The sequence below is a fragment of the Microcoleus sp. FACHB-672 genome (assembly GCF_014695725.1).
GTDB lineage: Bacteria > Cyanobacteriota > Cyanobacteriia > Cyanobacteriales > Oscillatoriaceae > FACHB-68.
In genome coordinates, this window is the sequence record NZ_JACJOU010000012.1 from 194863 (window position 1) to 208397 (window position 13535).

Sequence of the window (13535 nt, forward strand, 5' to 3'; positions counted from 1 at the left end):
CCTTTTTGCTATTTGTAATTCACAATTCGGGCAAAGCCTGCCGGTTCGAGACTCGCGCCTCCCACCAAAACGCCATCAATTTCTGGCTGCGCCATGATTTCATCAATATTGTCTGGCTTGACAGATCCGCCATATTGAATCGGTACATCGGCATTGCTGAGCTGCTGCCGAATTAACCCAATAACTCGGTTGGCTTCTTTGGCTTCGCAAGTGTCGCCAGTGCCAATTGCCCAGATCGGTTCGTAGGCGATGATCAGGTTATTCTGATCGACATCTACGAGGTCTTTTTCCAGCTGGCCAATAATATGGGTTTCTGTTTCCCACCCGTCCCGCTGTTGCTTGGTTTCACCGACGCACAAAATTGGGGTGAGTCCATGTTTCTGGGCGGCTTTCAGACGTCGGTTCACCGTTTCATCGGTTTCGCCAAAGAACTGCCGGCGTTCGCTGTGGCCAACGATCACGTAACGCACGCCAAGTTCTGTAAGCATTGGGCCAGAAATTTCACCTGTGTAAGCACCGGCGTCTTCCCAATGGACGTTCTGTGCTCCTAGCCGCAGGCGACTCCCGTGCATATTCTTCGAGAGATTTCCCAAGGTTGTGAAGGGAACGCAGAGGATAATTTCTCTTTCTTCTGGGGTTTCATCCAGGTGGTTCACAAATCCCTGCAAAAACTCCAGGGCTTCTGCCTGGGTTTTGTACATTTTCCAGTTGCCGGCAAGAACGATTTTCCTCACAGGTGATTCAGTTTAGTTAAGAACGGTATAAATAGCACCCTCCAGTCTAAGGCTTTTTGGGGGCGTATCAATTTTAGATTTGAGATTTTTGGTTTTAGCGCCACTGGTGGGCCGGCAGGACAGATTTTCTAGTTTGTGAGGGGAAAAAATCAGCCGGTGAGAAGTTGGGGAAAATGCTGGCGCTAGGCTCCGAGTGCGGTATTCTCAAAGTTAGGTTTTGTTTACAGCTCATCCCCGCCGCTTGTTATGACACCGCCGGATCTTCGGGAACTCGCACAGCAGGGCGATCTTAATGCAATAGAGGCCCTGCTCAACCGCCAACTGCAACCTCTAGGCATGACGGCTCAAACTTCCCTACAGGGTGAAGAATGTTTGATCGTTTTGCTGGAATCCGTTGAGTTTGTACCGGATCGCTATGCGGTTGTGCAATTGATTCGCAACGAGCTGACAGATTTAGAGTTTGATGAGATTAATCGGGTGAAAGTTCGCGGACGACAAGCCGGTCAGGAAGAGTTGGCTTGGAGTCACGAAGTTGGGCTGGAGGTTGGCACCTATTCGATGTTAATGGTTTCTCAAGCCCAAGATCAAAAGGTGCCGGTGCCGGCACCCGCGACGGAAGCTAACCAATCGCAACAAGTGCTTTTAGAACCCCAACGCTGGCAGAAAATTGCAATTGGCATACTCACCGCAGTGTTATTCGTGGCGCTGCTAGTTTTTGCCGGCCAGAAGTTAATTCCTGGGTTTTCAGACAACATTTTCAGATCAGAAAATAACCAGGGAAATCCTACCATGCCGGCAACCCAACCCTGAGCTTACAAACAGCTCAGGGCGTACGTTTTATTTACAAACGACCGAACAGGAGCGACGTTTTACGGATTCGCTGCCGCCGCCCGTGCTGCCGCCGCCTCATCTGGGTGAATCCCCAAGCGTGTGAGATTAATGCGACCCTTCTGGTCAATTTCTCGCACTTTGATAATCACCTCATCGCCGACAGAAAGCTCATCTTCCACCTTGCCAACGCGATAGTCAGCGATCTGGGAAATGTGGATCATCCCTTCTTTACCGGGCAGAAACTCCACAAATGCCCCGATGGGGATAATGCGAGTGACATGACCAACATAAACATCGCCGGCACTCAGCTTGCGCGTCATATTCTGGATAATGGTGCGTGCTCGCTGAGCTTTTTCGCCTTCTATCGCAGAAATTGTGACGGTGCCATCGTCCTCGATGTCAATCTTGGCACCCGTTTCCTCGGTAATACCCTTAATCGTCTTACCACCTGGCCCAATGATCATGCCGATCAAGTCTGGGTCAATCTTAATGGTCAGCAGGCGTGGTGCGAAGGGTGACAGTTCTTCACGAGGTTTGTCAATGGTGCTGAGCATTTTTTCTAGGATATGCATCCGCGCCGGCTTGGCTTGGTGGATGGCGTCGGCGATCACCTGCATCGGCAACCCAGATATTTTCATATCCATCTGTAATGCCGTAATGCCGGTATCGGTGCCGGCTACCTTGAAGTCCATGTCGCCCAAAAAGTCTTCGATGCCCTGAATATCTGTGAGGATGCGAACCTCGTCTCCTTCCTTGATCAGTCCCATTGCCGCGCCACTCACCGGCTTGATCAGGGGCACACCGGCATCCATCAACGCTAAGGTTGAGCCGCAGACTGAACCCATTGAGGTGGAACCATTAGAAGAGAGAATTTCCGACACCACCCGAATCACATAGGGAAATTCTTCCTTCGGCGGCAGAATCGGCGTAATTGCTCGTGCGGCTAGGGCACCGTGACCGATTTCACGACGTCCGGGTGCTCTCATCGGCTTGGTTTCACCCACAGAGAAGGGAGGGAAGTTGTAATGGTGCAGGTAACGCTTCTCGTCTTCTGGGTGCAAATCGTCTGCTAAATCTTGGGCATCACCAGGGGTTCCCAGCGTCACGACTGACATAACTTGGGTGAGTCCTCGGTTAAATAAGCCGGTGCCGTGAACGCGTCGCGGCAATAGCCCAACTTGACAGGAAACCGGACGAACTTGGTCGAGTTTGCGACCGTCAACCCGCACCCCATCTTCAATGATCTGCCGGCGCATCAGCTGCTTGGTGACATCTTTGAAAACAGTGCTGATGGCTTTGCTGTTTGCGGTGGCTGCCACTCGCAACGGGTCATCTTCCGACAGTTCTTCAATCGCCGTTACAACTTTGGTTGCTTTAATTTCATCCAAGGCTGCATCACGGGCATTTTTATCGAGGTCAAACTGAGACAAAATGGCTTTGATGTCTGCGCTGACGCGATCATGAATAAAGTTTTGCAGCGTCGGATCGACTGGCGGCTGTTCTTCGCGAACCAGCTCAATTCCGAGTGCTTCCATCAGCTCTCGTTGAGCTTTAATTAGGTCACAGGCGGCTTCGTAGCCAAAATCGATGGCTTCAATGATGTCCTGTTCTGGCAGTTGGTTCGCACCGGCTTCCACCATAATCACCCCATCTGGGGAGCCGGCGACCACTAAATCTAAGTCGCCGTTTTCAATCTCATGGTATGTTGGGTTGATAACGAAATCATCTCCAACTAACCCAACCCGCACTGCTGCCATTGGCCCATTAAACGGAATTTGAGCTAATAGCACGGCCACAGAAGCTCCCGTCACGGCGAGCACATCCGGCGGCACTAATGCGTCCATCGACAGCGTTGTTGCGACGATCTGAATGTCATCGCGCAGCCAACCTGGGAATAGGGGACGCAGAGGCCGGTCAATTAGACGGCTGGTGAGTGTCACTTTTTCGGGGGGACGCCCTTCCCGCCGCAAGAACCCACCAGGAATCCGACCGGCAGCGTAGAGTCTTTCTTCGTAGTCTACTAACAGGGGCAGAAAATCGATGCCCTCTCTTCCTGTTGAGCGGGTTGCCGTCACTAAAACGGCGGTGTCTCCTGACTGAATTAACACTGAACCACCGGCCTGAGGCGCAAGTAGGCCAACCTTCAGCCGAATATCCCGTCCATCAAAGGATATCGACTTGTCGAATTCTTTCATGCAACACTTTTTCCTTCTCTATTCCTTTCTGTGGCAATCGTAGCACTGAATATACGGGTGCTGCCGTAAGGTTAATAAGTGTATAAATCAGCCCGCTTATCTGGTTTTGGATAGGGAATCTTCCTTTGTCTGGGACTTGCACAACTGCATCTGTTCCCCCACTCGTGGAACCCGCGCTCTCTTTGGGGTGCCGGTTGGGTTGTACAATAAAGCCAGCGCTGTAGATGTTGCCACAGGCTTGTGTGATGTTTGGTTTCAGATATTCCCTTGGCTTCTCTTGGATTGTTGCCGGTATGTACAGTTCTTGTTAATAGCTTGTGATGACCTATCCCCCAGTCGGCATATTCTGTCTGAGATAGAGCTTTAGCTTAAATTTACCCATCAATCATCGCTCGACTCTACCGACCCTCTTAAAATTTGTTATTAAGGATGTCTCCCGGATAATTTTTGACCGTATAGGGTTCGATTTGATACCATTAATACTGAATTTTGATAAGATTACTGTAATATATTTTCTTAATAAAATTAATCAAGAATTATCATATTTTCAATTTTTAGAAAGTTGATCGGATGGGCAAATCTTTGAGGTGCTAATCGCAGAATCTCAAAGCAAGTGGCATTTTCAGTGTCAGTGTTAGACGAACTGTAAGGATTTCTAGATCGAATGGCAATTTTACATGGCAGTTGGTTAATTCAGCCTCAGGGGGGTTGTTTATTTATTTGGGGAGAAGTCTGGCGCAGAATGACGCTGTCTGAATCCCCAGAAGTTGCAGGGGTGTTACCTCATCCTTTGGCAATGACACCGGCTGAACTGACAGAATTTATAAAATCGTTAAAATTAACCGCGATTAAGGGATTGGGGGAAAAGGGGAAAAGCAGCCGGTGGGAGTCTTTGATTAAGGGATTGGGGGAAAAGGGGAAAAGCAGCCGGTGGGAGTCTTTAGTGTTTTCTGTTCCAACGCGGATCTCGGAAACGGGTGAAGTAACGCCTCAGCATTCCGCAGCAACGCCGGCAGAAAGTGAGGAAATGCCGGTTTATCTTTACCCTTGGCAAGTTGAAGGACTTTGTCTAGACGCTGTAGAGGCAATGCAATTTTTGCAAGCATTACCGCTGGGAAATGTGAGTGAGGAAGATTCTTTTTTAGGGGCAGATTTGCGATTTTGGTCACATTTGGCAAGATGGAGTTTAGATTTACGGGCAAGGTGTAAATTTTTACCGGCACTTCAACACAATACAGATAATTCTGCAGCCGGCACCTGGCAACCGCTACTAGACAGCGCCGCCGATCAAGGGCGTCTGGAACGCTTTTTGAAACAAATGCCGGCAGCTTGTCGGACATATCAGGGGAATGGGGAATGGGGCAATGGGCATGGGGCATGGGGCATGGGGAATGGGGGATTAGAAAGAGAAACGACAGCCAATTCCCAATCCCCAATGCCCAATTCCCAATTCCCAATAGCAGTGAATTTACCAACCACTCCTCAAGAATTGCTGTGGGGATTTTTGCAAAGTACCATTGATGCCCAAGTGCGACAGGTGGCGAAAAATCAAAGTGTGCCGGCATTCGTAACGCCGCTTCGGGAGTGGTTGCAAGCGTTGGGTTCGCAGTCGGCTGAGGTGAAAGCACCGGCAATGGCGACGGAACGTTTGGAGGCTACACTCAAGGCTTGGATGGTGCCGGTGCAGCATCATTTGGCGGGACAGCAGTTATTTCGCACGTGCTTTTCACTTCACCCACCGGCTGCCGGTGAGAAAGAGTGGATACTGGCGTATGGTTTGCAAGCTGCTGATGATCCAACTTTTGTAGTGGATGCTAAGACAGTTTGGAGTCATCCGGTTGAACGCTTTGTTTATCAAGGGCGCATGGTTGAACAGCCGCAAGAAACGCTGCTGAGGGGTTTGGGTGTGGCTTGCCGGCTTAATGCTGCGATTGAACCGAGTTTGGAGGAGGCGTCTCCCCAGTTTTGCCGGCTGACACCGCTACAGGCGTATGAGTTTCTTAAGAGTGGTGCTTGGCGGTTTGAAGATAGCGGTTTGGGAGTAATTTTACCGGCAAGTTTATCAAACCGAGAAGGATGGGCGAGCCGGCTTGGGTTAAGCATTCGAGCGGAAACGCCGAAAATTAAGAAAAATGAGCGCTTGGGATTGCAGAGTCTGCTGAGTTTCAAGTGGGAATTAACCATTGGCGGGCAAAATCTGTCTAAGGCAGAGTTTGAGCGCTTGGTGAAGTTGAATTCTCCCTTGGTGGAAATTAATGGCGAGTGGGTGGAGTTGCGCCCGCAGGATGTGAAGGCAGCGCAAAATTTCTTTACCAGTCGTAAAGATCAGATGGAACTGTCTTTGGAGGATGCGCTGCGGCTGGGGACGGGTGACTCGCAGATGATTGAAAAGCTGCCGGTGGTGAGTTTTGAAGCCGGTGGCAAGCTTGAGGAGTTATTTGCGAACCTGACAACCAATCGCGCACCAGAGGCGATCGCTACGCCAGAAAGTTTCCGAGGTGAATTGCGCCCTTATCAATCTTTAGGTGCCGGCTGGCTGGCATTTTTGGAACAGTGGGGCTTGGGTGCTTGTCTGGCGGATGATATGGGGTTAGGAAAAACCGTTCAGACGATTGCTTTTCTGCTTCACCTGCAAGAGCAAGATGCACTGGAATCGCCGGTTCTTTTGGTTTGCCCAACCTCAGTTTTAGGTAATTGGGAGCGCGAAGTCAAGAAATTTGGCCCGACGTTAAAAGTGATGGTGCATCACGGAGATAAACGCGCTAAAGGAAAGGCGTTTGCCAGTACAGTTAATGGCAATAATTTGGTGATTACAAGCTATCCCTTGGTGTATCGTGATGCCAAAGATTTGCAAAGTGTTTCTTGGCAAGGGTTGGTTTTAGATGAGGCGCAAAATATTAAGAATTCTGAGGCGAAACAGTCGCAAGCAGTGCGGCAATTAGAGACTCAATTTCGGATTGCGCTAACCGGCACTCCGGTGGAAAACCGGCTGCAAGAATTGTGGTCAATTTTAGATTTTCTGAATCCCGGATATTTGGGGCAGCGGAATTTCTTTCAGCGCCGGTTTGCGATTCCCATTGAGAAGTATGGGGATACCTCGTCGTTGCAAACGTTGCGCTCACTTGTACAACCGTTTATTCTGCGCCGGTTAAAAACTGATCGCACGATTATTCAAGATTTGCCTGAAAAGCAAGAAATGACGGTATTTTGTGGTCTTTCTGCGGAACAGGCTTCTCTCTATCAAAAGCTGGTTGATGAGTCTTTGGCTCAGATAGAATCAGCGGAAGGAATTCAGCGACACGGCATGATTTTAGCGCTGTTGGTGAAGCTTAAGCAAGTTTGCAATCACCCGGTTTTGTTTACTGGAAAACCTGAGAAGTCAAAGGGTAAAAGTTTAGGCGAGGGTGGGAAAACTGGTAAGTTGGCAACTAATGCCGGTTTGGCGGGAATTAGCACGCAGCAATCTGGAAAGCTTCTACGCTTGCAAGAAATGCTGGAGGAAGTTTTAGCGGAGGGTGATCGGGCTTTAATTTTTACGCAGTTTGCTGAGTGGGGAAAGTTGCTTAAGCCGCATTTGGAAAAACAGTTTGGGCGGGAAGTTTTGTTTTTGTACGGCAGCACCGGCAAGCAGCAACGGGAGGAAATGATCGACCGATTCCAGCATGATCCGCAAGGGCCGAGAATTATGATTTTATCGTTGAAGGCTGGAGGAACTGGGCTGAATTTAACGCGGGCAAATCATGTTTTTCACTATGATCGCTGGTGGAATCCGGCGGTGGAAAATCAGGCGACTGATCGGGTATTTCGGATTGGTCAAACGCGGAATGTTCAGGTGCATAAGTTTGTCTGCAATGGGACTTTGGAGGAAAAGATTCATGACATTATAGAAAGTAAAAAGGCGCTGGCTGATCAAGTTGTGGGCGAAGGTGAGCAGTGGTTGACTCAAATGGATACGGATCAGTTGCGTAATTTGTTGTTGCTTGATCGCACTGCGGTTATTGATGAGGAGGGGGATTGAAGAATTTGGGGTAGTTTTTGGTGAGGAAGGAGGGAAGAGTTTTTTAACCGCAGATAAACGCAGATAAACGCAGATGGATATTCTAATTTAGTGTAATTTGTGGGTGAGGAGGGATGGAAAAGTTTTTTAACCACAGATGCACACAGATGATAGCGTAGCGTGCCGGCAGGCATATACAGATAAATACAGATGAGTGCAGATGAGTGCAGATGAGTTTTTGGGCTTAATTTAATAGTTGAGCGGGATAAGAAAAATATTCTATAGGGAAGGAGAGGAAATGACTGGAAGCAATATTCAGGTTAGTCGAGAGTGGTGGGTGGAACGGTGGTTGGAGTTGCTAGATTCTTACCGTTTTAAGAAGCGCTTGGAAAGGGCGAGGGTTTATGCAAGGGAGGGTAATGTTCTCAGTATTGAATTCAAAGGGCCAAAGGTATTAGCTAGGGTTCAAGGGACTGATCCTGAACCTTATCAAGTTTCTTTGTCTATGGATGCTTTTACGGATGAAGAGTGGAGTTATGTGATTGAAACACTTTCTGAAAAAGCGCTATTTTCGGCTAAAATGCTGGCAGGAGAAATGCCACAAAATATTGAACAAGTTTTTATTAAAAATGGTTTAAATTTGTTTCCTTACCGGCTTGATGATATTCGCAGCCGGTGTAGTTGTCCGGATAAGGCAAATCCCTGCAAACATATTGGGGCAATTTATTATCTTCTGGGTGATCGCTTCAGTGAAGATCCGTTCGTTTTGTTTCAACTGCGGGGACGCAGCAAAGAGCAAATTATTGATGCGCTACGCTTGTTGCGAGGGAAGGGAGAGGGAGAGAATGGAGGAGAAGGGGAAAAGACTCCTTTTCCTGCCTCTAGCGCTATGCCTGAAATAAAGCAGTTTTGGCAATATAATGATCAACTGGAATCTTCTCTGGTTGTAATCGCGCCGGCACCCAGCAGTGAAACAATTTTAGATGTACTCGGTCCCATTCCTTTACCATCGGATGGTAGTGAAAATTCTCGCTCAAATAATGCGAATGCGACTGTGCCGGCTGTCATGCAGTATTTAAAAACGGTTTATGCTGAGGTTAGCCAGCAAGCCATTTTATCGGCAATGACAAATGATTCTTGAAGTAAAGGCGGGTTTATCTTGCGTATTGTGGCAAGAATAGAAGTTTCTAAATTAACCACAGATAAACACAGATGGTTTATATGAATTTATCTGATCAAGTACGCTAACCCGCCTCTTGAATTAAAGTCTAGCCGTTTTTGTGTCGAGAACCTTCGCGCAAGTTTTCACGATATTCTTCCCGATCTTTTGAGTCTTGGAGGTGTCGCTGCATTAGTTCTATGATATCGTCCATATCCTCCTCGATCTCAAAGACAACAACCCGACAATCTTCATCGTAGAGGTCTTTATCTCCCTGTAAATTAACCTCCAAATCATCAAATTCTTTGAGGTTAATATCTTTACCTAGACCTAAGCCAATAATGATAAATTTGACAATTCTTTCATCATCTATTTTGGCACAAGTCTGTTTGAGCAAGGTTTTAAATTCTGGAAGATCGTCAAATCCACCATCAATGTAGATGATAAAAAATGCGCCTTTTGATTTGCCTTCCTGAATATCCTGAAGCGTTATTTTTTCGCGTCCGTCGAACCAATTTTCTAAACACTTACGCAATGCCGGCGCGATATGGGTGTTGGCATCTGGGTTATTTTCCAAAAACAGAGAACGAACTTGTTCTGGGATGGAAACTTGACGGATCTGGCCTCGAAATCTGCGCCGGTTAAAGGTTGTGATAGCAACTTCTTCACAGACCTTTAAATCTGGGTTGTCTTTGGGACGTCTGGTTAAAATTTGCCCAACATGACCCATTACGAGTTCTTCCATTTGCTGCCAGCGGCTTTTGTTGCTGCCAACATCTTTTAAACTCATGGAAGCGCTTTGATCGATGAGAACAAATACGTCACGGTTGTAAATTCTTTCAATTGGTTCGGCCATCATATCCTCCTGCAAAAATGCTTGTTTCTCTCGAACCCAAGTCAGATTGAAGACTTGTTGGTAAATCGGATTTGTGACTTTCAGGAAACCCTCTTCTTTTGTCACTAACCCTGAGATAATTAATTCCCACTGTTCAGAAAATCCCTTGAAACGAATCGAGCTTGAGGTTAAAATTTTATGATAAAGGGCTAAAGCTTTAAGCTTGAGAAGTTTACCACTTGTTTGACCTCGAATAAAATAGTTTTCGATTTCTTGAAAGTGAACATTTCTATCTTGCTTACGCCAGTTTTTAATGATTTTAGTTTGGACAATTTTTCCTACATACTCTTCTAAATTTGAATGTTCTTGCAGCTTAGGACTGCTGATCACTAAATTGCAAACGACCTGAGTGAGAAAAGGTTGGCCTCCTGTCCAGTAAAGAATCAAATCTAGAAGTTTTGCCGCTTCATTTGGGTCTTTAGTGACTCGGTCGAGTCCCCGACGTAGGGGTTCACAGTCGCCGGTCAAATTGCTCAGTTCGATCTGAATTCCGACATTCAGTGGATAATTTTTAGTGACAAAGTCTGAGGGTTTAGCGACGCCAAGTAGAACAAAGGTGAGGCGAGTTAAAGGAGATTTATCTTTTTTATCTGATAAAGCTTTAATTTCTCCAATAAAAGAATCTTGTAAATTCCAGTTTATCAAAGTTTGAATTTCATCGATAAAAATAACCAGTTTTTTATCTTCTATTTTGCTTAAAATTTCTTCAATTAAAAATTCTTCAAATCTTACTGAAGGCTGAATATCTTGGTTTTTATACCAGACAAAATCTAACCTTTCCAATAAATTAAGATTGGGAATTGAAATACCTTTGCAAATTTCCCGGAGAATGTTAAACCAAAGAAATTTCTCAGACTCTACGCTGCCAAGCCGGTGTAAATTTAGCTGAACACAGATTGCGCCTTCTTCAGTTAGCTTCTGTGCGGTTTTTACCATTAAGCTAGATTTGCCCATTTGACGAGGCGCAAGCACATAACAGACTCGCTCATAAATATGAGTAGAACGAGCAAAATTATAAAGTTCTTCGTCTGCCTCTCGTCCTACATAAGTAGGCGCTTCTAGAGGGAGTGTACCCCCCTGTACTTGATAGAAGCTACCCTGGCCATTATCTTCCATAAGCCACTCAATTATCCTTCTAAAACTATTATAAATGTTCCTGAAAATATCGTTTGTATAACTCAAACCTAACCTCCCAGGAAAACCCATCTTGTCTAATTAAGCCGGCTTTCTCTAACTGAAACTTTGCAAACTCATCTTTACAGGTTTCTTGCTTTAAAATATTGCTAAAACACTGACGTAAATTTTGATTTCTTTGTAGCAATTCTAAATGATTTAGTAAATAAGAACCGAATGGCCCGTTTGCCTGAACAGCCTTGCGCTCCAATTCTTCTAAACTCAGGTTATTTTGACTAATTTGATAAAGGCCCAAATTAACTAAAGCTGGATGGCCACCAACTAACGCTTTTAAAGTTTTAACTTCGACATTTGTCCAAGTTTCTAAGCCATATTTATTGGCAAGTTCTAAAATTTGATTCGAGTTAAATTCTTCTAATTCAACCGCATCTCCCACATTCGGCATAACAGACCCGCGAATTTCTCGATCTAAATAAGTTTCTGTTGAATAAGCAACCACAATACTTGGCCAAACAATTTGCGCCTGACTAACGACCTTCATTTCAGTTTCATTCCAAGTCCTCAACAAGTTTAAAAAAGGTGTTTGAGTTTTCTCATAACCCAAAACTGCATCAATTCCGTCAATAATTAAAGTTTTGCTTTGTTTAATTTTTGAGAAAATACGATCTCGTAAATAATCTGTGCAATTTGTACCGGGAGCAACATCGGAACGCCAAGATTTTTTTAAATCCTCTAGCTCATAGTTACTCAGCGTGCCTTTGAATGATTGAGCAATGGCATAGGTGAAACGCTGTAAAAGTTTATCTAAATTTGTGAACGCTTCGGGTTCAAAACCAACGCCTCCCAAATCGACAAAACCGACTAAATGATTCGGTTGTTTCTCTAATAAGTGCCGCAGGTGCACCAGCAAAGAAGACTTACCCATTCCTTGGGAGGCTTTGATTCTAATAAACGGCATGGCGCTCTTTTTGCTGCGATCCGCTTGTAAGGCTTGCCGGCACGTTTTATCGGCTGCTCGTTCTATATAACGTCGATCTCCAATTGGCACGATTCCGATGAGGGGATAAATAACAGGTTTTTCTTGTTTTCCGACCCAAATAATTTCTTTTTTACTGTCCCGACCGGCACAATCAGGCGTGGTGATTTTAATAAACTTTTCTTCTTCGTATTTCTTCAGCCACCGATGAGCCGTGCTGCGTGCGCGTCCACACCATTGAGCAAAATCTCCGTCACTAATCAGCTTCTTCCAATCTTCGTTTGCCTTCAGCTCTGCCTCTAGTCGGCTCAACCCTTCCTCTTGACTCAGCTTTTTACTCATAAGCGCAGAAACCCACCCCCACACAACTTTAACTCACGCTTGTCACTTCCCTCTTCTATTTTAAAACACAGTGCAAGGAAAAAAATAAGATTAACGCTTCACTCACGCTCCATCTAGAGAAGCATTTTTCGATTAATGCTCCATTTATGCTCTAAAAATACCTAAATCTTGATTCTAAAAATATTTTTTTATCGAAACATAAAACAGTAATGACAGTTACTTTTTTATCCTTTATACCTTTATATATGGATTCGATTCACAGTCAAACCAATCAGGGAAGAAAATAATTATTGGTAAAAATTCGGGAATTGATGGTTTTCCCATTACCTAATTTTTTAAATATGACACAAAGTAAAACATCCTCGGATGGAGAGATACGGGAGAAGCTCTATCTAGTAGCCGGTGGTTCTGTGTTGGGTGCTGTCGCCTTGCTATTAAGCGGTGTCGCCTTATTTTCTAAAGTCCCGGCGAATTTACCCAGAGAACGCTCATTAGGGCCAACACAAACTTGCGCTGAAATTGTGCAACCAAAAGCGGCATTATCGCGAGAACAATTAGCAAAACTTTTGAGCGTGCCAGAGCGCACCCAGCGCCGCAAAGTACAAGAAATTGCCAAAGAACCTTACTGCCGGCTGCCTTCTTTAAACATTCGCGCCGGGTCTACCACAGCTCGCGATATTTACCCTTTAGCATTCGATCCGCAAACATCGCTCGTGATTATCTATGAAGGAGAAACCTATGTTGGGTATGGCTTCAAGCGTTCGTAGAGCCTTGCTAGCCGTCGCGTTGCTCGTCGCCACCGGCTGCACACAACAGCCGGCAGAACCCCCCAGAGAACTAACCCTTTACCAATCTTGGGAACTGCAACCTGGGGATGAACTTGCCGGCCATCAAATATTAGGCGGACTCGGCGATATTTCCCTCGCCTTAAATGGGGATGCAATCTATGCACCTTTTGACGGCAAAGTGCAGCCGCACAAACCAACCTGCGTAATTTTCTCCAGCGAAGAACTGCCGGTTTACCTATTTCGTTTGTGTGGACTTTCATCACCGAAATTTGGCCCCCGAAGTGCCGGTGAACCCATCGCAACCGGCAAGGATCTGCGGTTTGCTTTGCTCAACAAACAACCCGATGGTCGATGGGCAATGGTAGAACCTTCTAAGAAAATTATCGAGCAAATGTTGTTGCCACAGTAAGAGAGGGGCATTAGGAATTGGGCATGGGGAATTGGGCATGGGGCATGGGGGGAAGTTAGCCTTCCTTAATTCAAC

Annotated in this window: 10 protein-coding genes; 5 read left to right on the forward strand and 5 right to left on the reverse strand. The window is 46.0% G+C overall.

From position 1 onward, the window contains the following. Positions 1-8 precede the first annotated feature (8 nt). The gene (tpiA, locus tag H6F56_RS07425) at positions 9-734 is read right to left on the reverse strand and encodes a triose-phosphate isomerase (protein WP_190666354.1); all 726 of its coding nucleotides are present in this window, start codon (positions 732-734) and stop codon (positions 9-11) included. Between the two features lie 246 nt (positions 735-980). Between tpiA and H6F56_RS07430 the strand changes: the two genes are divergently transcribed. Further along, the gene (locus H6F56_RS07430) at positions 981-1544 is read left to right on the forward strand and encodes a hypothetical protein (protein WP_190666356.1); all 564 of its coding nucleotides are present in this window, start codon (positions 981-983) and stop codon (positions 1542-1544) included. A 59-nt stretch (positions 1545-1603) separates the two neighbouring features. On the opposite strand, the gene H6F56_RS07435 is transcribed toward H6F56_RS07430, so the two are convergent. Both H6F56_RS07435 and H6F56_RS07440 read right to left on the reverse strand, forming a co-directional pair. After that, entirely contained in the window at positions 1604-3760 is a 2157-nt protein-coding gene (locus H6F56_RS07435; RefSeq protein ID WP_190666358.1) for a polyribonucleotide nucleotidyltransferase, read from the reverse strand. A 96-nt stretch (positions 3761-3856) separates the two neighbouring features. Further along, positions 3857-3994: a hypothetical protein gene (locus tag H6F56_RS07440; protein ID WP_190666360.1), complete on the reverse strand. Its 138-nt coding sequence runs from the start codon at positions 3992-3994 to the stop codon at positions 3857-3859. Positions 3995-4424: 430 nt separating this feature from the next. Here H6F56_RS07440 and H6F56_RS07445 point away from each other — a divergent pair, with 430 nt between their 5' ends. Continuing rightward, positions 4425-7778 (forward strand): DEAD/DEAH box helicase, encoded by a 3354-nt coding sequence (locus tag H6F56_RS07445; RefSeq protein ID WP_190666362.1) that lies wholly within the window; start codon positions 4425-4427, stop codon positions 7776-7778. A 277-nt stretch (positions 7779-8055) separates the two neighbouring features. Further along, positions 8056-8898 carry an SWIM zinc finger family protein gene (locus H6F56_RS07450; RefSeq protein WP_190666364.1) on the forward strand — a complete coding sequence of 281 codons (843 nt, stop codon included), beginning with the start codon at positions 8056-8058 and terminating at the stop codon, positions 8896-8898. A 127-nt stretch (positions 8899-9025) separates the two neighbouring features. Here the strand turns inward: H6F56_RS07450 and H6F56_RS07455 are convergent, their stop codons facing one another. Both H6F56_RS07455 and H6F56_RS07460 read right to left on the reverse strand, forming a co-directional pair. Continuing rightward, a complete protein-coding gene (locus H6F56_RS07455) occupies positions 9026-10927 on the reverse strand; it encodes an AAA-like domain-containing protein (RefSeq protein WP_190666366.1) in 1902 nt (633 codons plus the stop codon). Between the two features lie 28 nt (positions 10928-10955). Further along, positions 10956-12263, reverse strand: a complete 1308-nt coding sequence (locus H6F56_RS07460; protein ID WP_190666368.1) for an AAA-like domain-containing protein — start codon at positions 12261-12263, stop codon at positions 10956-10958. Between the two features lie 341 nt (positions 12264-12604). Here H6F56_RS07460 and H6F56_RS07465 point away from each other — a divergent pair, with 341 nt between their 5' ends. After that, complete coding sequence (locus H6F56_RS07465) at positions 12605-13030, forward strand: hypothetical protein (protein WP_190666370.1); 426 nt, start codon at positions 12605-12607, stop codon at positions 13028-13030. Continuing rightward, complete coding sequence (locus tag H6F56_RS07470; protein ID WP_190666619.1) at positions 13011-13460, forward strand: hypothetical protein; 450 nt, start codon at positions 13011-13013, stop codon at positions 13458-13460. Before H6F56_RS07465 ends, H6F56_RS07470 begins: the two co-directional genes overlap by 20 nt. The last annotated feature ends 75 nt before the right edge of the window (positions 13461-13535 follow it).

Excerpts from the sequence above, each read along its gene's own strand:
- H6F56_RS07430 (WP_190666356.1), top strand. The coding sequence starts at position 981 with ATGACACCGCCGGATCTTCGGGAACTCGCACAGCAGGGCGATCTTAAT.
- H6F56_RS07435 (WP_190666358.1), bottom strand. The coding sequence starts at position 3,760 with ATGAAAGAATTCGACAAGTCGATATCCTTTGATGGACGGGATATTCGG.
- H6F56_RS07455 (WP_190666366.1), bottom strand. The coding sequence starts at position 10,927 with ATGGAAGATAATGGCCAGGGTAGCTTCTATCAAGTACAGGGGGGTACA.
- H6F56_RS07470 (WP_190666619.1), top strand. The coding sequence starts at position 13,011 with ATGGCTTCAAGCGTTCGTAGAGCCTTGCTAGCCGTCGCGTTGCTCGTC.
- H6F56_RS07460 (WP_190666368.1), bottom strand. The coding sequence starts at position 12,263 with ATGAGTAAAAAGCTGAGTCAAGAGGAAGGGTTGAGCCGACTAGAGGCA.
- H6F56_RS07465 (WP_190666370.1), top strand. The coding sequence starts at position 12,605 with ATGACACAAAGTAAAACATCCTCGGATGGAGAGATACGGGAGAAGCTC.
- H6F56_RS07445 (WP_190666362.1), top strand. The coding sequence starts at position 4,425 with ATGGCAATTTTACATGGCAGTTGGTTAATTCAGCCTCAGGGGGGTTGT.
- H6F56_RS07450 (WP_190666364.1), top strand. The coding sequence starts at position 8,056 with ATGACTGGAAGCAATATTCAGGTTAGTCGAGAGTGGTGGGTGGAACGG.